Source organism: Pseudarthrobacter sp. Pseusp20 (assembly GCF_059492155.1).
The window spans coordinates 1,651,862-1,673,173 of record NZ_CP168521.1; the positions used below are offsets into that span (position 1 = coordinate 1,651,862).

General features: G+C 67.7%; 17 protein-coding genes. 8 read left to right on the forward strand and 9 right to left on the reverse strand.

The window, feature by feature from the left end; genetic code table 11:
* Positions 1-81: 81 nt before the first annotated feature.
* The 4 genes from ACEN9K_RS07735 to nirB form a co-directional block, all read right to left on the reverse strand.
* Complete coding sequence (locus ACEN9K_RS07735) at positions 82-954, reverse strand: FAD-dependent oxidoreductase (protein WP_026265906.1); 873 nt, start codon at positions 952-954, stop codon at positions 82-84.
* A 223-nt stretch (positions 955-1,177) separates the two neighbouring features.
* On the reverse strand, positions 1,178-2,344 hold the full coding sequence (locus ACEN9K_RS07740) for a uroporphyrinogen-III synthase (protein WP_018770116.1): 1,167 nt from the start codon (positions 2,342-2,344) through the stop codon (positions 1,178-1,180).
* Between the two features lie 14 nt (positions 2,345-2,358).
* Positions 2,359-3,390, reverse strand: coding sequence for a uroporphyrinogen-III C-methyltransferase (gene cobA, locus ACEN9K_RS07745; RefSeq protein ID WP_495635492.1), 1,032 nt, complete (start codon positions 3,388-3,390; stop codon positions 2,359-2,361).
* A gap of 2 nt (positions 3,391-3,392) precedes the next feature.
* Entirely contained in the window at positions 3,393-6,035 is a 2,643-nt protein-coding gene (nirB, locus tag ACEN9K_RS07750; protein WP_495635493.1) for a nitrite reductase large subunit NirB, read from the reverse strand.
* 272 nt (positions 6,036-6,307) lie between these two features.
* On the opposite strand from nirB, the gene nirD reads away from it, so the two are divergent.
* On the forward strand, positions 6,308-6,688 hold the full coding sequence (gene nirD / locus ACEN9K_RS07755; protein ID WP_018770113.1) for a nitrite reductase small subunit NirD: 381 nt from the start codon (positions 6,308-6,310) through the stop codon (positions 6,686-6,688).
* 71 nt (positions 6,689-6,759) lie between these two features.
* Here the strand turns inward: nirD and ACEN9K_RS07760 are convergent, their stop codons facing one another.
* Both ACEN9K_RS07760 and ACEN9K_RS07765 read right to left on the reverse strand, forming a co-directional pair.
* Positions 6,760-8,508, reverse strand: coding sequence for a phospho-sugar mutase (locus ACEN9K_RS07760; RefSeq protein ID WP_134164530.1), 1,749 nt, complete (start codon positions 8,506-8,508; stop codon positions 6,760-6,762).
* 57 nt (positions 8,509-8,565) lie between these two features.
* A complete protein-coding gene (locus tag ACEN9K_RS07765; RefSeq protein ID WP_018770111.1) occupies positions 8,566-9,384 on the reverse strand; it encodes a purine-nucleoside phosphorylase in 819 nt (272 codons plus the stop codon).
* A 103-nt stretch (positions 9,385-9,487) separates the two neighbouring features.
* On the opposite strand from ACEN9K_RS07765, the gene ACEN9K_RS07770 reads away from it, so the two are divergent.
* From ACEN9K_RS07770 to ACEN9K_RS07795, 6 genes are read left to right on the forward strand one after another with little or no spacing between them, the layout of a single operon-like run.
* Positions 9,488-10,903, forward strand: a complete 1,416-nt coding sequence (locus ACEN9K_RS07770) for an NAD(P)H-quinone dehydrogenase (RefSeq protein WP_495635494.1) — start codon at positions 9,488-9,490, stop codon at positions 10,901-10,903.
* Between the two features lie 49 nt (positions 10,904-10,952).
* Positions 10,953-11,711 carry a prolipoprotein diacylglyceryl transferase gene (locus ACEN9K_RS07775; protein ID WP_223994501.1) on the forward strand — a complete coding sequence of 253 codons (759 nt, stop codon included), beginning with the start codon at positions 10,953-10,955 and terminating at the stop codon, positions 11,709-11,711.
* Positions 11,708-12,055 carry a hypothetical protein gene (locus ACEN9K_RS07780; RefSeq protein WP_495635495.1) on the forward strand — a complete coding sequence of 116 codons (348 nt, stop codon included), beginning with the start codon at positions 11,708-11,710 and terminating at the stop codon, positions 12,053-12,055. Before ACEN9K_RS07775 ends, ACEN9K_RS07780 begins: the two co-directional genes overlap by 4 nt.
* A 1-nt stretch (position 12,056) precedes the next feature.
* Positions 12,057-12,416 (forward strand): hypothetical protein, encoded by a 360-nt coding sequence (locus ACEN9K_RS07785; RefSeq protein WP_495635496.1) that lies wholly within the window; start codon positions 12,057-12,059, stop codon positions 12,414-12,416.
* Positions 12,417-12,432: 16 nt separating this feature from the next.
* Positions 12,433-14,019, forward strand: a complete 1,587-nt coding sequence (locus tag ACEN9K_RS07790; protein WP_223994505.1) for a radical SAM protein — start codon at positions 12,433-12,435, stop codon at positions 14,017-14,019.
* 9 nt (positions 14,020-14,028) lie between these two features.
* Entirely contained in the window at positions 14,029-14,412 is a 384-nt protein-coding gene (locus tag ACEN9K_RS07795) for a hypothetical protein (RefSeq protein ID WP_134164525.1), read from the forward strand.
* A gap of 21 nt (positions 14,413-14,433) precedes the next feature.
* Here the strand turns inward: ACEN9K_RS07795 and ACEN9K_RS07800 are convergent, their stop codons facing one another.
* From ACEN9K_RS07800 to ACEN9K_RS07810, 3 genes are read right to left on the reverse strand one after another with little or no spacing between them, the layout of a single operon-like run.
* Entirely contained in the window at positions 14,434-15,993 is a 1,560-nt protein-coding gene (locus tag ACEN9K_RS07800; protein ID WP_495635497.1) for an FAD-dependent oxidoreductase, read from the reverse strand.
* Positions 15,990-18,197 carry a molybdopterin oxidoreductase family protein gene (locus ACEN9K_RS07805; protein WP_495635498.1) on the reverse strand — a complete coding sequence of 736 codons (2,208 nt, stop codon included), beginning with the start codon at positions 18,195-18,197 and terminating at the stop codon, positions 15,990-15,992. Before ACEN9K_RS07805 ends, ACEN9K_RS07800 begins: the two co-directional genes overlap by 4 nt.
* Position 18,198: 1 nt before the next feature.
* The gene (locus ACEN9K_RS07810) at positions 18,199-19,611 is read right to left on the reverse strand and encodes an MFS transporter (RefSeq protein ID WP_495635499.1); all 1,413 of its coding nucleotides are present in this window, start codon (positions 19,609-19,611) and stop codon (positions 18,199-18,201) included.
* A 278-nt stretch (positions 19,612-19,889) separates the two neighbouring features.
* On the opposite strand from ACEN9K_RS07810, the gene ACEN9K_RS07815 reads away from it, so the two are divergent.
* Complete coding sequence (locus ACEN9K_RS07815) at positions 19,890-21,299, forward strand: MFS transporter (protein WP_495635500.1); 1,410 nt, start codon at positions 19,890-19,892, stop codon at positions 21,297-21,299.
* Positions 21,300-21,312 lie beyond the last annotated feature (13 nt).

Consider the following 21,312-nt stretch of genomic DNA (forward strand, 5'->3'; position numbering starts at 1 on the left):
TCTCGAAGGGCCTTTTGGGCCCGGCGTTGACTCGGTTTCGGGAACCATCTTGTCACAGCGCACGGCGCCGGTGGCGGCCGCTCAGGCGGCAGCCTGAAGGACCGGCGCTGCAGCCGCGGCAGTCAGCAACTGGGTGGCACAGGCACCTGCCGCCGACGCGGCGGCCACCAGCAGCCCCAGCCGCACGCCGTCGAACGCTGCTGCGTCGCCGATCGCCCAGATCCCCGGCACGGACGTCCGGAAGTCCCTGCTGATCTCGATGCCGCCGCCGGCGGCCGTCCGCAGGCCCGCGCTGGCGGCGAGGCCGTCCCGGGATACCCGCTCCTCGGCCAGGACCACCAGGTCGCCGGTCATGCTGCTGCCGTCTTCAAAGACCACGGCGGAGGCGGCGAGGGGGGAACCGGCCCCTCCGGAAACGACCGCGGGGATGATGGCCGCGGGCCGGGCGGTGGTGCGGATTGGCCGCACCCCCTTGGCCCGGAGTACCGCTTCGGCCTGCCCTGCCGCTGCCCCGGTGCCCACCAGGATCCCCACGGGGCGGCGGCCCAGCTCGCGGGTGACTTCCTGCACTCCGTCCGCAATGCGCGGGGCGTCATCGATAGTGGAGTAGCTCAGGCACTGCGCGGCGCCGTCCACCGGGTTGGCCACGGGAGCCGAACCGGTGGCGATGACCAGCTGGTCGTAGGCGAATTCCATGCCGTCGGCGGTTGCCACGGTGCGCTTGGCAGCATCGATGTGGCTGGCCGGCTGGCCAAAGCGGACGGAGACCTGGGGGAGCATGGCCAGCTCCAGCAGTTCCGCCGGGGTGTCATCGCGGTTGCTCAGCACGGTGATGGTGCCGGCGAACCGTGCCCGGTCCAGTTGGGCCACCAGGGCCTGGGCGGCGGGGCCGGCGCCGGCGATGACGATGCGGGTTGCGGCGGAGGTGGACGTTGAGGGTGCCGGAGCGGACATGTGCTGGCCCTTTCGCTGGCGGCCGGGAACCGGCCGGAACTTCATGATGAAACCCAGCGTAGGGGCCTGCTTTTTCGGTTGTGTTACCCATCCATTGCTGTTTACCGGGCCCGTGTTCGCCAGTATTTACCGGCCGGTAACAGAACCCGTGACCCACCTCTCATTCACCGGCCGGCGGACACAATCCGCATTCCCGGCGCACAAGTGGCCGGCCCAGGCATCCTTAGACGCGGATCCGGTACCCGCGCTTGACTACCGTTTCAATGAGCTTTCCGTCCGGCAGTGACGAACGCAGCCTGCTGACCGTCATGTCCAGTGCGTGCACGGAACCCCGGAGTTCCAGCAGGTCGGAGAGGGATTCACGGGACAGGACAGCGCCGCCGGCACCCAGCAGGGCGCGCAGGAGCAGCAGGGGAGCGGGTGCCAGTTCCACCGCCTGGCCGTCGATCCGCAGGCTGCGGCCGCGAAGCTCGATGTTCCCGGAGCGGGTGTCCAGCCGCCGGACATGGTTCAGGGCCAGGTGCTCGCACACCAGCCGGATGAGGGCCCCCATGCGGAAACGTTCCGGGATGAGCGGCGTCACGCCCGCGTCCAGGAGTGGCTGTGCCGTCACGGGACCCACCACGGCGGTGGTGACGTTCAGTTTCAGGCTTTCCACCAGCTGCTTGTACAGGCCCATTTCGTGGGCGGTGCTCCACATCGCGTCCACGGCTGGGGCGCTGGTGAAGGTCAGGACGTCCAGGTTCCCGCTGCAGGCGGCCTCGATCAGGCGCGGCAGCCTGTCCTCGCCGTCGGGCTTGACCCACCGGTAGGGCGTGACGGTGAGGACCGTGGCGCCGGACATCCGCAGGCGTTCAATCTGGCGGACGTCGGTGTAGCCGTGCAGCTGCATGGCGACGGTCTTGCCCCGGACGCCTTCGGTGAGCAGCATGTCCACCAGCGTGGCGGTGGTTTCGTCGCTGCTGATGCCGACGTCGGCAAGGCCGGCCGCGCGCACGGCACCGCGGGCTTTGGGCCCCCGGACGAACATGCGGCAGTTTCCCAGCGTTTCCAGCAGTTCGTCGCCGATCCCGAAGGAGTCAGCGGCCTCGCACCACCGGCGCATGCCGTAGGCGGTGGTGGCGATGCACAGGTCCGGCTTGGCGGCGATGATGGCCCGCGTGTCCTCGATGAGGCGCATGTCCTCCTGGACGGGGGCGATCTTCAGCGCCGGCGCATGCAGCACTTCGGCACCCCGGCGCTCCAGGGCCTCGATCAGGTCGCGCGACCGCCGGTCCGAGGTGACGCCGATGCGGAACCCTTCCAAGGGCGACTCCGCGGCATCGGTGGCTTCTTCGGCCTGCGTCGTCGGTGCGGCCTGGGCTGGTTCAGCCGGTGCAAGTGCAGTCATGGGGGTCAATCCTTTCATGATCCCAGCAGCGAGGCCGCCAGCCTGTCCAGGTCTGTGGCGGCACCGGCGTGGTCACGGTTCGCTTCAGCCACCCGCACCACCTCGCCGATGACCAGCACTGCCGGGTTGCTGCAGCCGGCAGCGGCGGAGGTGATGGTGCCGAGGTCAGCGATGGTGGTGCGCTGGCCGGGCCGGTAGCCCCGCTCCACCACGGCCATGGGCATGTCCGGGCGCATCCCGGCGCGGCGCAGGCCTGCCGCCAGCTGGTGGAGGGTGCCGATGCCCATGAGCACCACGATGGTGCCGCCCAGACCGGCCAGGTGGTGGTGCTCCTTCTCCGTCAGCGGGGCGTGCCCGGAGACCACGGTGAACATGTGGCTGACTTCGCGGTGGGTCACCGGGATGCCTGCTGCGGCCGGGACCGAGATGGCGCTGGTGACGCCGGAGATGACGTGCACTTTGACGCCGGCTGCCACGCAGGCGGCAACTTCCTCGCCGCCGCGGCCAAAGACGTAGGGGTCCCCGCCCTTGAGGCGGACCACGTTGTTGCCGGCAAGGGCACTTTCCACCATCAGCTTTTCGATGTCAGACTGGCTGACCTTGTGGTGGCCAGGCTTCTTTCCGACGTCCACGAGTTCCGCGGAGGTCAGCCGCGGCAGTTCCTGGTACGGCGCCAGTCGGTCGTAGAACACGACGTCGGCATCGCGGAGTGCCTTGACCGCCGCCACGGTGAGCAGGTCGCTCGTGCCGGGGCCGCCGCCCACCAGGGTGACGTGTCCGGCGGGTCCCGCAGCAGGCTCGGCCGCGACCGGGATGCCGGTCTTCCGGCAGCGGTCCAGGAAGGCGTCCCAGCCGGGCTGTCCGTCCTCGACGGCGGCGACCAGGAACAGCCGCTCCGGCAGGTGGACGAGCCGCGCCTCTTCGGGGCTGCCAAGGCGGTGCACGACGGCGCCCGCGGCTTGGTACCGCCGCACCGCCTGCCGCGCGGCGTCGGGGGCGCCGGCCACCAGGACGTTCCGGCCGGTGAGGTCGATACTGAGCTGCATGGCTATGCCTCGTTTCCAGGGGTTTCCGTGGTGGCGGAGCGGACCGGGATGGAAGCCCCGATCAGGACCTTGCCTTTTTCCTCCGGAGTGGCGGGGCGCATCTGGCCGCGCTCGTCCGGGACGAAGGTGATGGAGTCGTCCTTCTGGTCGGGGGCATTGACGAAGGAGCGGAACCGGCGCAGGCGTTCGGGGTCCTTGAGGGTGTCTGCCCATTCATCCACGTACGTGTCCACGTGCTTGGCCATGGCGGCCTCAAGGTCCTCGGCGATGCCCAGGGTGTCCTTCACCACCACGTCCTCAACGTGCTTGATGCCGCCGTCGAGCTCCTCCTGCCAGCGGGCCGTGCGCTGCAGGCGGTCCGCGGTGCGGATGTAGTACATGAAGTAGCGGTCGATGTACTTGATCAGGGTTTCGTCGTCCAGGTCCTTGGCCAGGAGCTGGGCGTGGGCCGGGGTGGCTCCGCCGTTGCCGCCCACGTACAGGTTCCAGCCGTCGGCCGTGGCGATCACGCCCACGTCCTTGCCGCGCGCCTCTGCGCATTCGCGGGCACAGCCGGAAACACCCATCTTGAGCTTGTGCGGGCTGCGCAGGCCGCGGTAGCGCAGTTCCAGCTTGATGGCCATGGCCACCGAATCCTGGACGCCGAAGCGGCACCAGGTGGAACCGACGCAGGACTTCACGGTCCGCAGGCTCTTGCCGTAGGCCTGGCCGGACTCGAAGCCGGCGTCCACCAGTTCCTTCCAGATCTCCGGCAGCTGCTCCAGCCGGGCGCCGAACATGTCGATGCGCTGGCCGCCGGTGATCTTGGTGTACAGGCCGTACTTCTCGGCCACGGCCGCAATGACGCCCAGCTTCTTGGGGGTGATCTCACCGCCGGCGATGCGGGGGACCACCGAGTAGGTGCCGTCCTTCTGCATGTTGGCCAGGGCGCGGTCGTTGGTGTCCTGCAGGGTGCCGCGGCCGGCGTCCAGGACGTAGGCGCTGTTCTGGCTGGCCAGGATGTTGGCGATCGTCGGCTTGCAGATGTCGCAGCCGGCGCCGGTGCCGTACTTGGCCATGATCTCTTCGAAGGAGGTCAGCCCCAGGACGCGGATGGCGTCGAACAGTTCCTGGCGGGACAGTTCGATATGCTCGCAGAGGGCCTTGGAGACCTCCACACCGGACTTGGTCAGCTCGGTTTCCAGCAGCTTCTTCAGCATGGGGACGCAGGAGCCGCACTGGGTGCCGGCCCGGGTGCAGCCCTTCAACTCGCCCAGTTCCTGGACCGGGGCGTTGCCCTCGCAGGCGCCGCAGGCGTTGATGGTGTCACGGATGGTTCCGGCCGTGACGTTGTTGCAGGAGCACAGCGTGGCGTCATCCGGCAGTTCGGTCTCCGGCGCCTCGCCACCGCCGGCCGCGCTCAGGAAGGCGCCCGGTTCGGCCGGGAGCTCGCGGCCCAGGAGCGGGCGCAGGCTCATGTAAGGGGAGGCATCGCCGACGAAGATGCCGCCCAGGAGGGTCTTGGCGTCATCCGTGGTCACGATCTTCTGGTAGACGCCGCGGGCCGGGTCGGCATAGACGATTTCCAGGGCGTGCTCGGTCTTGGCGAACGCGTCACCGAAGCTGGCCACGTCCACACCGGACAGCTTGAGCTTGGTGGCGGTGTCGAAGCCCGGGAAGGTGGCGTCCCCGCCGTGCAGCCGGTCGGCCACGATCTCCGCCATGGTGTTGGCCGGCGCCACCAGGCCCAGGCACATGCCGCCGTAGTTGGCCACTTCACCGATGGCCCAGATGCCGGGCACTTCGGTTTCGCAGTAGTCGTTGATGACCACGCCGCCGCGGGGACCCAGGCTGAATACCTGTTCCTCGCCCTCGGCGGCGCGGAAGAGTTCATCGCGGGGACGGACGCCGATGGCGACGATCACGATGTCGGCGTCGATGACGCGGCCGTCGGCCATCAGCACCCCGGTGACCTGGCCGTCGTCGTCGGAAAGTACCTCCGAGGGAAAGACCCCGCCGTGGACTTCGAAACCCTTGGATTTGATGAGCCTGCCCATGGCCTGGCCCGCGCCCTCGTCGAGCTGGGTGGCCATCAGCCACTGGGAACCGTCGATGACGATCGGGTTGGCGCCGAGCTGCTCGGTGCCGGCAGCTGACTCGAGGCCCAGGAGCCCGCCGCCGATAGTGACGGCGTTGACCTTGCGGCCGAGCTTCTCCGTGAGCTCCGCGATGGCCTTGTTGATGGCCCAGACGTCTTCAAGCGTGCGGTAGACGTGCGTGTGCTCCGCGCCGGGGATGGGCAGGCGGGCCGCATTCGAGCCGGTGGCGACTACGAGTTCGTCGTAGGGGTAGCTGTTGCCGGCGGCGGTTTCCACCGTCTTCGCTTCGGCGTTGATCTTTACGACGCGCTCGCTGGTCTTCAGGTCCAGGCCGGCGTGGTCCCACATGTACGCCGTGCCGAGCGTCAGGTCGACGTCGTTGTCGGTGAGGGCTTTGGACAGCGCCACCCGGTCATAGGGGAGGTGGACTTCCTCGGTGAGGACCGTGACATGCCAGCCATCGAGGCCGCGGGCATGCATTGCGTCCGCAAAACGGTGGGCCGCGGGGCCGCCGCCGGCGACGACGATGCGGCGCGGAGTCTCTGTGCTTGAAGTCTGTTCGGTCACTGATGGGCCTTTCGCATGGGCCGCAGGCAGTTTTCCTGCAGCCTTCTCTGACGAGCTGTCCATCCAGACTAGGGAGACGCAGTTTCGCTTCAGTTTCCCATTTGTTTCGCCAACTTAACTTCTGCATCACGAGCGCATTTCCGGGCGGGTTAGGTCTCTTTTACGCGCCGGACACATTCACCGCACCCCGTTGAAACACCCGGACCCTAGCGTTGGAAACGGCCGCAAAAGCAGCCGTGCAAGGACAACAGGCACAGGGAAAGGAGCCGGACATGACGGCAACACTGGAACTTGGGGCGCTCGCCGCCGAATCTGACATCGCTGGATTCCACACCGGCTGGCACCGTGTCTGCGCGGTGGAGGACCTCGAACCAGCCTGGGGCGAGGCCGCACTGGTGGCAGGCCGGCAGGTGGCGCTGTTCCGCACCGGCCCCAGTGAAGTCTTCGCCGTGGCACACGAGGACCCGGCCACCGGAGCCCACGTCATGGCGCGCGGCATCCTGGGCTCAAAGGGGACGCGGCCCACCATCGCCTCCCCCCTGCACAAGGAGGTCTACGACCTTGAGACCGGCGAATGCTTCACCACACCGGGCCTGCGCCTGGCAGCATTCAGCACCCGGGTCACCGACGGCATCGTCGAGGTGCAGCTGTAACACCCGCACCCCTTAAGGGGGCGCCGGGCCTTCAGTGGCCCAGGCGCCCTTTGGTGTTTAACCGGCAGTTCCTACAGGCCCAGCGCTTCGCTGACGTCGTGCAGGACCTCGTCCAGCGAGGCACGCGCGGCCTGGCGCGCTGCCGGCAGTTCCGCGGCGGACCCCACCTGGTGGATCACCTCGAGGTAGCACTTGAGCTTGGGCTCGGTGCCGCTGGGCCGGATGATGACACGGGTCAGGTTTCGGGTGATGTAGAGCAGCCCTTCGGTGGGCGGCAGGTGCGCGCTGCCTTCAGCCAGGTCCGTGAAGACCTCCACAGCGGACTGTCCGAACGATTCCGGCGGCGAAACCCGCAGGCGGTTCATCATGGCGTCCAGGAGTCCCAGGTCCGCAACCCTGATGCTTAGCTGGTCGCTGGCGTGCAGGCCGTGCTGGAGGTACAGCTCATCCAGGGTGTCGAAGACCGTCTTGCCTGCGGCCTTGGCCGCTGCCGCGAGTTCGGCGATCAGGACGGCGGCGGAAATGCCGTCCTTGTCCTTCACCAGCTCCGGGGCAACGCAGTACCCCAGCGCCTCCTCGTAGCCGTAGACAAGCCCGGGAACCCGGGAGATCCACTTGAACCCGGTCAGTGTTTCCTCATGGGCGAAGCCGGCCGCGGCGGCGATGCGGGCCAGCAGCCGTGAGGAAACGATCGAATTGGCGAAGACGCCCCGGCCGTCAGCGTCCGCGCCGGCGGTGCCGTCCGCGAGCCGGGCCACCATGTGGGCGCCCAGCAGGGAACCCACTTCGTCGCCCCGGAGCATCCGCCAGGCGCCCGTATCGGGATCCTTTGCCGCCACGGCTGCCCTGTCGGCGTCGGGATCATTGGCGATCACGAGGTCGGCGTCCAGCTGCGCGGCCGCCTCGAGGGCCAGGTCCAGGGCGCCGGGTTCCTCCGGGTTGGGGAAACTTACGGTGGGAAAATCCGGGTCCGGTTCGGCCTGTTCAGCCACCACGGTGACATCTTTGAAACCTGCCGCTTCCAGGACGTCCAGCGCAGTCCCGCCGCCGACGCCGTGCAGCGGGGTGAGGACTATCCGCAGGTCCCGGGCGGGGAAGCGGTCCGCCATGGCCAGTGCCGCCGTCGCCCGCTCATACCCGGCTGCCAGCGAACCGTCCAGGACGGTCCAGCCGCCCTCTGCCAGCGTGATGGATTCCAGCGGCCCCACGGCGCTGATCCGGCCAGCGATTTCCGCGTCGTAGGGCGCCACGATCTGGGCGCCGTCGCCGTCTGCCGGCACAGCATGCCGTCCCAGGTACACCTTGTACCCGTTGTCCTGGGGCGGGTTGTGGCTGGCGGTGACCATGACGCCGCCGTCGCAGTCCAGGGCGCGGACGGCGTACGCCAGCAGGGGAGTGGGGAGGGGCGCCGGGAGCAGGAAGGCTTCGATGCCGGCCGCGGTGAAGATTGCCGCGGTTTCGGCCGCGAAGACATCCGAGTTATGCCGGGCGTCATACCCGACGACGGCGCGCGGGCGGGTGCCCGGAGCGGCCTTGGCTGCGGCGTCCCCCAGGAAGGCCGCGAGTCCCGCTGCGGCGCGGCGCACCACCACCCGGTTCATCCGGTTCGGCCCCGGGCCAAGGGCGGCGCGCAGCCCTGCCGTGCCGAACTGGAGCGTGCCGCGGAAGCTGTCTTCCAGTTCCTGCCGGGCCGCGGGATCGCCGTCCTCTACAAGGCGGACAAGCTCAAGGAGCAGCGCCTTCGTTGCGGGATCCGGGTCTTGGGCAGCCCATTCGCGGGCTTCGGTGAGCAGGCGAAGTTCGGCATCGGAAGACGTCATGGGCCTAACGCTATCGTCATTGCCCGTGCCCGTGACGCACCCTGGGCGCCTGATCCGTTAGAGCCGGGCGATGATATCGGCCAGCAGCCTGGAGATGCGCGGGCCGGCTGCCTGGCCGGATTCGATGACTTCCTGGTGGCTGAGCGGCTGGGGGCTGATCCCGGCCGCGAGGTTGGTGACCAGCGAAATTCCGAACACTTCCATCCCGGAGTGCCGCCCGGCGATGGCTTCCAGCGCCGTGGACATGCCGATCAGGTCGGCACCGATCCGCTTGGCGTATTGCACCTCGGCCGGTGTTTCGTAGTGCGGGCCGGGGAACTGTGCATACACGCCCTCGTCCAGGGTGGGGTCCACCTCGCGGGCCAGCCCGCGGATGCGCGGCGAGTACAGGTCGGTAAGGTCCACGAAGGTGGCGCCTTCCAGCGGTGAGGACGCGGTGAGGTTGATGTGGTCCTTGATCAGCACCGGGGTGCCGGGGGCCCAGTCCTCGTTGAGTCCGCCGCAGCCGTTGGTGAGGACCAGGGTGCTGCACCCGGCGGCCGCCGCGGTCCGGATTCCGTGGACCACTGCCCTGACGCCCTTGCCCTCGTAGTAGTGCGTGCGGGCGCCCAGGACCAGGGCGCGCTTTCCCGAGGGCGTCAGTATGGAGCGGATGGTGCCCACGTGGCCTTCCACGGCGGGGGCATGGAAGCCGGGGACTTCTTCGGCCGACAGGGTGGCGGTGGTTTCGCCGATGAGGTCGGCGGCCTCGCCCCACCCGGAGCCGAGGACCAGGGCAGTGTCGTGCCGGTCCACGCCTGTCTCTTCGGCGATGTAGTCCGCTGCGGCGCGTGCGGCGGCAAACGGGTCCGTGTTCAGGAAGTCTGTTGTACTCACCAGTACAAGTTATCGTGCCGCCCGTGTTGCCCCCGTCACGGCCGGCCCGGAGAGTGCCCTGTTTTCTTGGTGGTCAGCGGCAAATGGGCGAGAATGGATGACTGTGACTACGCATCCAGATTTCAGCTCCCCCCGGATCGCAATCCTGGGAGGTGGTCCCGGCGGATACGAAGCCGCCATGGTGGCCGCCTCGCTCGGGGCGACGGTCACCATCATCGAACGCGCGGGCCTGGGTGGATCCGCCGTGCTGACCGATGTGGTTCCCTCCAAGACCCTCATTGCCACGGCCGACCTGATGACCCGCGTGGCAGAGGCCGGCGAGCTGGGAGTGAAGTTCGACGTCGACGGCGGCGACTTCGTGCCGGTGATGCGAGCAGACCTCAAGCACATCAACGACCGCCTCCTCAACCTTGCCCGCAACCAGTCCCAGGACATCCGGGACGGCCTGGAAAAGCTGGGCGTGCGGATTATTGCGGGTTCCGGCCGGCTGCTCGACACCCACACCATCGAGGTCATGACGGTGGACGGCACCGAGACTGTAAAGGCGGACACCATCCTGCTGGCCGTGGGCGCACACCCGCGCGAGCTGGAGACCGCCCGCCCCGACGGTGAGCGGATCCTGAACTGGACGCAGATCTACAACCTGGACGAGCTGCCCGAGGAGCTCATCGTGGTGGGGTCCGGTGTTACCGGCGCGGAGTTTGCCTCCGCCTACAACGGCCTTGGTTCCAAGGTCACCCTGGTGTCCAGCCGCGACCGCGTGCTGCCCGGCTCCGACGTTGACGCCGCCGTGGTCCTGGAGGAAGTCTTCGAACGCCGCGGGGTCCGGGTTTTGTCCCGTTCCCGTGCCCAGACTGTGGAACGCACCGACAAGGGCGTGGTGGTGACCCTTTCCGACGGCTCCACGGTGACCGGCAGCCACTGCCTGCTCTGCCTGGGGTCCATCCCCAATACGGCAGGCCTGGGCCTCGAGGAGGCCGGCGTCGCCGTCAGCGAGAGCGGCCACATCAAGGTGGACGGCGTCTCCCGCACGACGGCCCCGAACATCTACGCCGCCGGTGACTGCACGGGCGTCCTGCCGCTGGCCTCCGTGGCCGCCATGCAGGGCCGCATCGCGGTGGCGCACTTCATGGGCGACGGCGTGACCCCGCTCAAGCTCCACCAGGTGGCATCCAACATCTTCACCTCGCCCGAAATCGCCAACGTTGGCGTATCCGAAGCCGAGATCGAGTCCGGCAAGTACCAGGCCGACGTCGTCAAGCTCTCCCTGCGCAGCAACGCCCGCGCCAAGATGCGCAATGCCAAGGACGGGTTCGTCAAGATCTTTGCGCGGAAGGGTTCCGGCACGGTGATCGGTGGCGTGGTGGTGGGGCCGAACGCCTCGGAGCTGATCTTCCCGATCTCCATCGCGGTCAAGCAGAAGCTGCACGTTGACGACGTCGCCAGCACCTTCACGGTGTACCCGTCGCTGACCGGATCCATCTCCGAAGCCGCCCGCCGCCTGCACGTCCACATGTAAGGGCCGAAGGGCCCGCATTCGCTGGGCAACCCGTTGTTACACTCTGCTCATGATTGGGCTTCCCTTCGCGGGAAACGGGCTGGTGCATGCTGGGTTCGTCGGGCTGGGAATTCTCGCAGCCCTGCTCTTCTACGCATATGAGAAGCGCCGCCGCGGGCTGACGGATCCGCGGTTGTGGCCGATAGCCGGTTTTGCCGTTGCCTTCGGGGCTATCGGTTCCAGGTTGCTTACCTGGGATATCTCACGCCAGGTTTCACTTTCTGACTGGTGGGGCAACGGCGACCGCAGCATCCTGGCCGGGCTTGTGGGGGCCTGGGGCGGCGTGCTCCTGGCCAAACGGTTGACCGGTTACCGGCAGCCGACGGGGGATCTGCTGGCCCCTGCTGTAGCCCTGGCCCTCATCATCGGGCGCATCGGCTGCCTTCTGACAGAGCTCCCCGGCACGCCAACCGGGGGAGCGTGGGGAATCCTTCTCACCCCGGCCCAGGCCGCGCTGATCGGGGCGCCGGCCGGGGTGGGGCTTCATCCGTCTTTCGTCTACGAGATCTTCTTTCACGCGGCCGCTTTCGCCGTGATGTGGCGTTTCCGGGACCGCCTGCCCCACCCCGGCGACCTCTTTATCTGTTTCGTCAGCGCCTACGCCGTGTTCAGGTTCCTGGTCGAGTTTGTCCGGGGCAATGAGGTGCTGTGGCTGGGGATGAGCCGGCCCCAATGGTTCCTGCTGGCGGTTTTGCCCCTCCTGGTGTGGCGGGTCCGGCGTGTTTTCGGCTCGCCGCTCCGCCGCGAGATGGAAGGAACCGCAGCATGAGTGACGCTCCCGACATCCCGCCGCAGCCCCCGGACCAGGGCAACCTGCGGCCGCAATCACCTGCCGGCGGTTCCCTGGCGGCCGGCATCGTCTTTGGGGCGCTGGCCCTTTACGCCGTCTATGTACTGGGGACGATGGCTCGGGGACCGTATGCCTGGTCAGCCACCTTCCTGGCCGTGCCAGCCCCGTTTATCCCCATTGCCGTTTATTTGGCGGTATCCATCGCTCTGGCCATCAGGCGCTCGACGGCCCGGTTGGGTGCAGGGCTGCTTATCGGTTTGGGAGTCTTCACCCTGCTGGGTGGCGGCCTTTGCGTCGCGTTCCTTGCCCAGGTCCGGGCCTGACATGAATGACGGTCAAGGGGTTCCGCCGGAGGAGCAACGGCGTGGGCAGCAGCCGGAACCGCGGGGCGGCTATCTGGGGTCTGGAGTCGTCTACGGGGCTGTGGCGCTGTACATCCTCTACCTTTGGGCAACAGTAGGCATTGGAGCACCGAACATCGCACCACCGAATGCATGGGCAACCAGCATCTTCGCCGGGCCGGCAGCCTTCGTCCCGATCGCCGTCTATCTGGGGCTGGCTGTAGTTCTTGCCGTCAGTCCCCGCACCGCGCGCACCGGGGCCGGGCTGCTGATCGGGCTCGGCATATTTACGTTACTCGGCGGGGGACTTTGCGTGGGTGCCCTGGTGCAATCCGGAGCTTGAGAAGGGGCGCCGATTCATGAAGTCTCAACAGTTGCCCGGTCCGGGACAGCCGCTGCGCGGTGACAGGATCCACCGCTATGTGACCGCTTTCTGCCCCAAATGCCACGAAACCAACCCTCCACTGAGCCAGGTCCGCCGGCTGGCAGGGGCGCTGCTCATTCGTGACGGCCGCGTGTGGCTCGAACGGGGCTGCCCGGACCATGGGCTGGTCCGCACCCTGTACGACGAGTCTCCGGAAATCCTCCGCTATCTGGAGAAGTGGCAGGCGCCCACCAAGCAGCACATCCCTGACCAGACCGACAATTTCCGCCCTGTCCCTGAGGCATATGCCTTTGGGCTTCCAGCCATGCAAACGCAACACACCTGCATCCTGCTGCAGGACATTATTGAGCACTGCAACCTGCGCTGCCCCACCTGCTTCACCGCATCCGGCCCACAACTGCAGGGAGTCGCACCATTGAGGGAGGTGCTTGACAATGTTGACACCCGCCTGGCCCGGGAAAACAACCGCCTTGATGTGCTGATGCTCTCCGGCGGTGAACCAACGCTGTACCCATATCTTGCCGAACTGCTGGATGAACTCGTTTCCCGGCCAATCGTCAGGATCATGGTGAACAGCAACGGCATGCTCATTGCCACCGATGACCACCTGCTTGCCCTGCTGGAACAGCACCGGGACAGGGTGGAGGTGTACCTCCAGTACGACGGTCCATCCAGGGAATCGTCGATCCACCACCGCGGCGGAGACCTTACCCGCTTCAAGGACGCGGCAATTTCGCGCTTGTCGGATGCAGGCGTTTTCACCACGCTGACCATGACAGCATCCCTGGGCGTCAACGACGGTGAAGTCGGTGCCGTGGTGATGCGTGCCCTGGAGACTCCCTTTATCGGAGGGGTGGCGCTGCAGCCCGTCTTCGGTTCCGGACGCGGACACGGCATCGATGCCATGGACCGGCTCACCCACACAGGCGTCCTTGAAAGATTGGCCGGGCAGACCAACGGCGTGGTGTCCTGGCACGACCTGACAGCGTTGCCCTGCTCCCACCCGCACTGCGCCTCAGTGGGCTACATGCTGAAGGACGACGCCGGCGTCTGGAGGTCCCTGGCAGCATTGATTGGGCATGATCAGCTGCTCACTTGGCTCGAGCTTAACCCGGACAGCCTTGCGAACCGGATCGCCGACAGCGCCATCCCCCTGGAGCTGCGGAACCTGATGAAAACCTCGCTGCTTGACCTGTTGAGCGAACAGGCGTCCCTGTCCCACCCCCGCACGATGGACCTTTGGAAGAACGTCTGCACCCAGTGCGATCTTGGCATCGGCACGCTTACCACCCTGGCGGCGGGCAAACTCCCGGGGCAGCAGCAACGCCTCCGCAGGCTCCTCGCGGAACGGGTAACGCGCATCATGGTCAAACCTTTCATGGACATCTCCACGATGATCGAGGAACGGCTCACCCAATGCTGCGTGCACGTGGGAACCAAGAGCGACGCCGGCGCGCATCAATGCGCGCCGTTCTGCGCAGTGCAGGCCTGGCCCTCTCTGGCGAGGCAACGCATGAGCACGGCCACTGGTGCACGGCTGATTCCGATGCGTCAGGTTTAGGGAGGAATGATGGACTCCGCGTCACACGCCCGGCGGATCGCCGCCGGCCCGTTGCCCTCAGAGCTTCTGGGCGCCAAGCACGGCGTCACGCCTGCAGTGCCCTCTGCCCCTCCGGGTTCCGGCCCTGACAACGCCGAAGCACCACCTTTTGACCCGTTGCGCCTGTGCATCTTCGCCACGGTTGCCCTGCTGGGGTGGCTGGCAGGGCCCGTGGCGCTGTCCGTGTTTGCAGCCATCGGGTTCATCGGATACTGGAAAGCGCGGCGGCGCGGCCTGATGAAATCCAAGTGCTACCTGCGCGACACGAGGCTCGTGCTGTCCTATCTGGGTGTCCTCCTGGCCGCGGGCATCTACGGGATCTACCTGGTCACGGGACGATTGTTCGGGGTGTGAAAAGCAACCACAGCACGCCACTCAGGCTGCCGGCACCGCCCGGAAATGCCGTTCAATGAGGCCCTTGATGTCCTCATGGCAGCCACCGCATCCTGTGCCCGCCCGGGTGGCCTTGGAAACGTCCGCCACCGTGGAGCAGCCGTCGGCCACGGCGCCCGTGATGGTGGACCCGCTGACTCCGGCGCACCGGCACACGGTCCCGGCCGGGTCCGCGGCTGCGCCGGGCAGCTGGTCCGGCCCGTCCAGGCGGAGGAGGAGCGACCGGTCGGCAGGCAGTTCTGCGCCCCGTTCGAAGAGTCCCACCAGTTCGGCCCCCGTGCGGGGCATGCCCACCGCCACCAGGCCTTCGAGCACTCCGCCTCGGGTGGTCATCTTGACGTACCGGCCATGCTCAGGATCAGCCCACTGGGCCACCTGAAGGCGGGCCCTGCCGTTGGCCGCGCCCGCCGTGAGCGCTTCCTCGTCCCACGGATCCGCGTCGTTGTTCCCGGCCACAGCCATGTTCAGGCCGCGGGCCTTCAGCACCACGACGCCGGGCTGTTCCGGCGGGAGCGCGGACAGCAGTTCCGCCTCCTCCACCCCACCGGAGGACAGCAGGGTCAGGTAGCCCGCCAGCCACTCGGCCTGCCGCCAGCCAGGGCCCACCAGGCCGGAGGGCCCCGTGGCGTTCCTGCATGCGGCGCAGCCCGGATCGGGGCAGTGGACCTCCGCGCAGTCGCCGATGGCAAAGATATGCGGTTCGTGGTGCGCCCGCAGCCGGTGGTCCACCAGAATCCCGGTGCCGGTGGCCAGCCCGCAGCCGTCGGCCAGCTCCGTCCGGGGACGCACCCCGCATGAAATGACCAGGAGGTCCCCGTCAATCGCCTGCCCGTCATCCAGCAGCAAAGCCGAGAAACCGCCGTCGGGCGCGTTGTGCTCAACGCCGGTGGAACGGGCGTTGCCTGCCACCCGGACCCCGCAGCGCCGCAGCCCTGCAGCGAGGACGGCCCCGCCGGCACGGTCGATGCTGCGCCCCAGGGGGTGCGGGCCGTTGTGGACCACCGTGACGGTGGCGCCTTCCTCCGCGGCGGCCAGCGCCGTTTCCAGGCCCAGGACGCCGCCGCCCAGGACCACTACGCGCTTGCCGCCGTCCACCGCCTGCCGCAGGACAGCGGCGTCGCGAAGGTCCCGCAGCGCGGTGACCCCGGCGGGAAGCACGGGGGAGGAAGGATCCGGGTTGATGCCGGTGAGATTGGGAATGACGGGCCGGGATCCGGTAGCGAACACCAGCCGGTCGTAGTGCACGGGTGCTCCTTCAGCAAGCAGGACCTGCTGCCGGGGCCTGTCCACGCGCTTGACCCGCACGCCCAGGCGGACGTCCACGCCGTCCGCGGCCAGCTCGGCGGCATCGGCAAGGGCCAGTGCGTCAGCGGTGGTCCGGCCGACGCCGAGGTCGGCCACCAGGACGCGGTTGTAGGCTGCCTCGGGTTCCTCACCGAGCACGGTGACCTGGACCTGCCCTGCGCGCACGGCGGGCAGGAGCTCGTCCACCAGCCTGGCGGCCACGGGGCCGAATCCCACGATGACAATCTGCTCGCTCATGAGGCCTCCGTCGTTTGCAGCATGCGGGCGGAATCGGGTGCGGCCACGGGCCGGACCCATACGGTGTTGAATTTGAATTCGGGCATCCCGGAGATGGGATCAGTGGCGGCTTCGGTGAGGCGGTTGGCGCTTTCGGAGCCGGGGAAGTGGAAGGGCAGGAACACTGTCTCCGGGCGGATGGCTGTGCTCAGCTCCGCATGGCACACCACCTCGCCGCGCACGTTCGCCACGGAGACCAGCGATCCGGCGGCGATGCCCATGGCGGCTGCCGCCGAGGGGTGGATCTGCACCCTCGCCTCGGGCTGTGCGGCGACGAGTTCGGCCACCCGCCGCGTCTGGGCCCCTGACTGGTAATGCTCCAGGAGCCGGCCGGTGATGAGGGTCATGGCTTTGCCGGCGGGGTCTCCGGAGGTCCCGCCATCGCCGGCAGAAGTACGACGGCGGCGCGGCACCACCGGGACCATCACGGCCTTGCCGTCGGGGTGGGCGAAGCGGCCGGCGAACAGCCGCGGCGTTCCGCTGCTGCCGGCCGGGTAGGGCCAGTAGGCGGCCTCCCCGCGGTCCAGCATGGCGTAGTCAATGCCCGAGTAGTCTGCCAGGCCCCCGGCGGAGGCACGCCGCAGTTCCTCGAAGACCGTCTCCGGATCCTCGCTGTAGGTGGACGGGGCGTCCAGCCGCTCGGCGAGGCGGGCCATGATCCACAGCTCGCTCCGGGCACCAGCCGGAGGTGAGATGGCACGGCGGCGGCGCAGGACGCGGCCCTCCAGATTGGTCAATGTCCCCTCCTCCTCCGCCCACTGCAGCACGGGAAGGATAAGGTCCGCCTCCGCGGCGGTTTCGGACATGAAGAAGTCGCAGACCACCAGGAAGTCCAGGCTCCGCAGCCCTTCGATGACGGCGTTGGCGTCGGGAGCTGCCACCGCGATGTTGGAGGCATGCACAAAAAGGCACCGGACGCCGTCGGGCTTTCCCAGTGACTTCAGCAGCTGCACGGCGGGCAGGCCGGGTCCGGGGATGGTCTCCTCCGGAACGCCCCAGACGGCGGCGACGTGTGCGCGGGCAGCCGGGTCGGTGATCTTGCGGTAGCCCGGGAGCTGGTCCGCCTTCTGGCCGTGCTCGCGGCCGCCCTGGCCGTTGCCCTGGCCGGTAAGGGTCCCGTACCCGCTGCGGGCGGAGCCCGGCAGGCCCAGGAGGAGGCTGAGGTTGATGGCCGCGGTTGCGGTGTCGGTGCCGTCCACGTGCTGTTCCACGCCGCGTCCGGTGAGGATGTAGCTTCCGCCTTCCTGCGCCCCGGCAGCGAGCATGCGGGCGGTTTGCCGGATCAGTTCCGCGGGGACGCCGGTCAGCGACTGGACGCGTTCGGGCCAGAAGGCGTTGACGCTGCGGACTACGGAGCTGTAGCCCGAGGTGCGCTCTTCGATGTAGGCGGTGTCCACCAGGTTCTCGTGGATGACCACGTGGGAGAGGCCCAGCAGCAGGGTAAGGTCGGTGCCCGGCAGCGGCTGGAGGTGCAGGCCGCCGCCGTCGGCCGTAAAGGCTGCCGTGGCGGAGCGGCGGGGGTCAACCACCACCAGCCCGCCGGCGTCGCGGGCTCCGCGCAGGTGCTGTACGAACGGGGGCATGGTCTCGGCAACGTTTGACCCCAGCATCAGGATGGTGCCGGCGGTGTCCAGGGCTTCGAGCGGGAAGGGCAGGCCGCGGTCCACGCCGAACGCCCGCATTCCGGCGGCCGCGGCGGATGACATGCAGAACCTGCCGTTGTAGTCGATGCGTGAGGTGCCCAGGGCCAGCCGGGCGAACTTGCCCAGCTGGTAGGCCTTCTCATTGGTGAGTCCGCCGCCGCCGAAGACGCCGACGGCGTCCGCGCCGTGGCGTGCGCGGGCGTCCTTCACTGCCTGGGCGGCGAGGTCCAGGGCCTGGTCCCAGCCGATGGGCCGGTGGACGCCGTCGGGTCCCTTCAGCAGCGGCTCGGTGATCCGGCCCGCGTGGTTCAGGAGCGTGGGGGAGGTCCACCCTTTGCGGCAGAGGCCGCCGCGGTTGGTGGGGAAGTCCCGGCCTGCAACCTCCAGTGCGGGCGCGGGATTCGGTGCAGGCACGGGGCCTGGCCCCGGCTGGGCAGCCGGGGCCAGGTCCGCAGGGGACGTGAGCGTCATGGCGCACTGCAGGGCGCAGTAGGGGCAGTGCGTGTCGGCGCTTTTGGTCATGTTAGACGTGTCCCATCGCGTTCCGGCCGGCGTTGCGGATGTAGCAGGTCCAGCAGACCAGCAGCATCACCACGTAGGCGGCAACGAATCCGTAGAAGGCCGGGGTGTAGGAGCCACTGGCGGTGCTGGAAGCGTTCAGGACCTGGGGGATGACGAAGCCGCCGTAGGCGCCGATCGCTGAGATCAGCCCGAGTGCCGAGGACGCCAGGCGCTGGGTTGCCACGGAGCTGGCGCCGTTGCGTGCGGCCCGGCTGGAGGTGGCGAAGATGACGGGGATCATCCGGTAGGTGGCGCCGTTTCCAAAGCCGCTGGCGGTGAACAGCATCAGGAAGAGGATCAGGAAGAGCCAGAAGTTCTTCAGCGGCAGGGTCCAGATCATGGTGAGGGTGATGACGGCCATGGAAGCGAAGGCTGTGACCGTCATCCGGGCCCCGCCCATGCGGTCCGCCATGCGTCCGCCGTACGGGCGGGCCAGCGAGCCCACCAGGGGGCCCAGGAATGCAAGGGACAGGGCCACGGTGCCTACTCCGATGGAGGAGAACGCGGGGAAGTAGTCCTTGATCAGCTTGGGGAACACACCGGCGAAGCCGATGAATGAGCCGAAGGTGCCGATGTACAGCAGAGCCATGATCCACAGGTGCGGTTCCTTGAGCGCAGCGACCGAGCCGGCCACGTCACCCTTGGCGCTGGTGAGGTTGTTCATGTACTTGAAGGCGCCGAACGCTGCGAGAAGGATGAAGGGAACCCACATCCAGCCGGCCATGGGAAGGTTGACGGTGCCGGCGGCCAGCAGGGTGATCACGATGGGAACGGCAAGCTGTGCGACGGCGGCGCCCAGGTTCCCGCCTGCGGCGTTCAGGCCCAGCGCCCAGCCCTTTTCCCTGGCCGGGTAGAAGAAAGTGATGTTCGCCATGGAGCTGGCGAAGTTGCCGCCGCCGAAGCCGGCCAGTGCGGCCACGAGCAGCATGACGCCGAAGGGCGTCTCCGGGTTGGAGACACACAGCGCCAGGCCGGTGGAGGGGATCAGGAGCAGCAGGGCGGACACGATGGTCCAGTTGCGTCCGCCGAACCGGGGAACCATGAAGGTGTACGGGATGCGGAGGGTGGCGCCCACGAGGCTGGGCATGGAGATGAGCCAGAAGATCTCCGAGGTGGAGAATGTGAAGCCGGCGGCCGGCAGCTGGACCACCACAATGGACCACAGCTGCCAGACAACGAAGCCGAGGAACTCGGCGAAGATGGACCAGTTCAGGTTGCGGCGGGCGATGGCGCGGCCGGCGGTTTCCCACTGCTCCTTGTTCTCGGCATCCCAGTTGGCGATCCAGCGGCCGGGGCGGAATTCAAGGGCAGGGGTGTCTGTGGTGCGGGTAGAGCCGGGCTGTACGCCGGCATCGACGGTGCGGTCAACAGTCACGGGTTACCTCCTTCAGGGGGATGTTGTTCCTCAAAGGTAGGGACGGCGCGTTTCACGGACGGTCGATGTTTGTTAACGCGCTGTGACTTTTGCCTATCCGGTCCGGCCCGGCGGCGTGAGGCGGCCTGCCGGACCGCATTGTGAGACATGCAACACACGTCCGAATGGTGGACGTTTCGTCCATTGACTGGACGCGGCGAAGTAAGATCGAACTCTAACTATTCGAGCCGGGAGGCAGCCCTGCCTGTGCCCGGCCGGTCTCACGAAAGCGTTTACCTATGTCATCCACCGATACCACCACGGTGCCTGGTTCGCACCAGCCGGTGAACTCCCGCGGCCGCGTCATCGTGGCCAGCCTGATCGGCACCACAGTGGAGTTCTACGACTTCTACGTCTATGCCACTGCCGCCGTGCTCGTTTTCCCGAAGCTCTTCTTCCCGGGCGCGAACGAAACCACCCAGCTGCTGAGCTCCTTCGCCGTTTTTGGCGTGGCATTCATCGCCCGGCCGCTCGGCTCCATCGTCTTCGGGCACTTCGGCGACAAGTTCGGCCGCAAGGGCACGCTGGTGGCGTCGCTGTTGACCATGGGTATTGCCACCTTCCTCATCGGCTGCCTCCCCACCGCGCTGGTTCCGGGCTGGGAATTCTGGGCACCGGCCCTGCTGGTGGTCATGCGCTTCGCCCAGGGCCTTGCGCTCGGCGGGGAGTGGAGCGGGGCCGCGCTGCTGGCCACCGAGAACGCCCCTGCCAACAAGCGGGCCATCTACGGCACCTTCCCGCAGCTGGGCGCCCCGATCGGCTTCATCATCGCCAACGTCATCTTCCTGGTTGCGAGCTACACCCTGACGCCGGAAGCTTTCCAGGCGTGGGGCTGGCGCGTCCCGTTCCTGCTCAGCGCCGTCATGGTGATCCTGGGCCTGTACGTACGGCTCAAGCTGATCGAAACCCCCGCCTTCACCAAGGTGCTGGAATCCAAGGAGGTGGCCAAGCTGCCGCTTGGCCGCGTCTTCAAGACCAGCTGGCGCCAGCTGATCCTGGGCACCTTCATCATGCTGGCCACGTACGTGCTCTTCTACCTGATGACCACGTTCACCCTTACCTACGGCACCAAGCCAACCCTCGAAGGTGCCAAGGCCGCGGCCGAAAAGGCCGGAAAGCCCATGTCTGACGCCGCTGCTGCCGCGTTCGTTCCAGGCCTCGGCTACCCCCGCAACGACTTCCTCTGGATGCTGATTGCCGGCGTCGTCTTCTTCGGCATCTTCACCCTGGTCTCCGGACCCCTGGCCGAAAAGTACGGCCGGCGCAAGATGCTCCTCGCCGTCACCGCGGGCATCTTCGTGTTCGGCCTGCTGTTTGTTCCGCTGTTCAGCGGTGGCTTTGTGGGCACCATGGGCCTGCTGATCCTCGGGTTCTCCCTCATGGGCCTCACCTTCGGGCCCATGGGAGCGCTGCTGCCGGAGCTGTTCCCCACGAACGTCCGCTACACCGGCTCGGCGATCAGCTACAACTTCTCCAGCATCCTGGGCGCTGCGGTGGCACCGTTCATCGCCGTGGCCCTGTGGGAAGCGGCCAAGGGCAGCCCTGTCCTGGTGGGTGTCTACCTGACGGCCATGGCCGTGCTCACCCTGATTGCGCTGTTCCTTACCCGCGAGACCCGCGACCTGGACTACGAGAACAACGTGGCCTGACGCTTCGGGTGCC

Excerpts from the sequence above, each read along its gene's own strand:
- cobA (WP_495635492.1), bottom strand. The coding sequence starts at position 3,390 with ATGCAGCTCAGTATCGACCTCACCGGCCGGAACGTCCTGGTGGCCGGC.
- ACEN9K_RS07780 (WP_495635495.1), top strand. The coding sequence starts at position 11,708 with ATGAGTGACGCTCCCGACATCCCGCCGCAGCCCCCGGACCAGGGCAAC.
- ACEN9K_RS07790 (WP_223994505.1), top strand. The coding sequence starts at position 12,433 with ATGAAGTCTCAACAGTTGCCCGGTCCGGGACAGCCGCTGCGCGGTGAC.
- ACEN9K_RS07795 (WP_134164525.1), top strand. The coding sequence starts at position 14,029 with ATGGACTCCGCGTCACACGCCCGGCGGATCGCCGCCGGCCCGTTGCCC.
- ACEN9K_RS07805 (WP_495635498.1), bottom strand. The coding sequence starts at position 18,197 with ATGACCAAAAGCGCCGACACGCACTGCCCCTACTGCGCCCTGCAGTGC.
- ACEN9K_RS07775 (WP_223994501.1), top strand. The coding sequence starts at position 10,953 with ATGATTGGGCTTCCCTTCGCGGGAAACGGGCTGGTGCATGCTGGGTTC.
- ACEN9K_RS07800 (WP_495635497.1), bottom strand. The coding sequence starts at position 15,993 with ATGAGCGAGCAGATTGTCATCGTGGGATTCGGCCCCGTGGCCGCCAGG.
- ACEN9K_RS07740 (WP_018770116.1), bottom strand. The coding sequence starts at position 2,344 with ATGACTGCACTTGCACCGGCTGAACCAGCCCAGGCCGCACCGACGACG.
- ACEN9K_RS07760 (WP_134164530.1), bottom strand. The coding sequence starts at position 8,508 with ATGACGTCTTCCGATGCCGAACTTCGCCTGCTCACCGAAGCCCGCGAA.
- ACEN9K_RS07785 (WP_495635496.1), top strand. The coding sequence starts at position 12,057 with ATGAATGACGGTCAAGGGGTTCCGCCGGAGGAGCAACGGCGTGGGCAG.
- ACEN9K_RS07815 (WP_495635500.1), top strand. The coding sequence starts at position 19,890 with ATGTCATCCACCGATACCACCACGGTGCCTGGTTCGCACCAGCCGGTG.
- nirD (WP_018770113.1), top strand. The coding sequence starts at position 6,308 with ATGACGGCAACACTGGAACTTGGGGCGCTCGCCGCCGAATCTGACATC.
- ACEN9K_RS07735 (WP_026265906.1), bottom strand. The coding sequence starts at position 954 with ATGTCCGCTCCGGCACCCTCAACGTCCACCTCCGCCGCAACCCGCATC.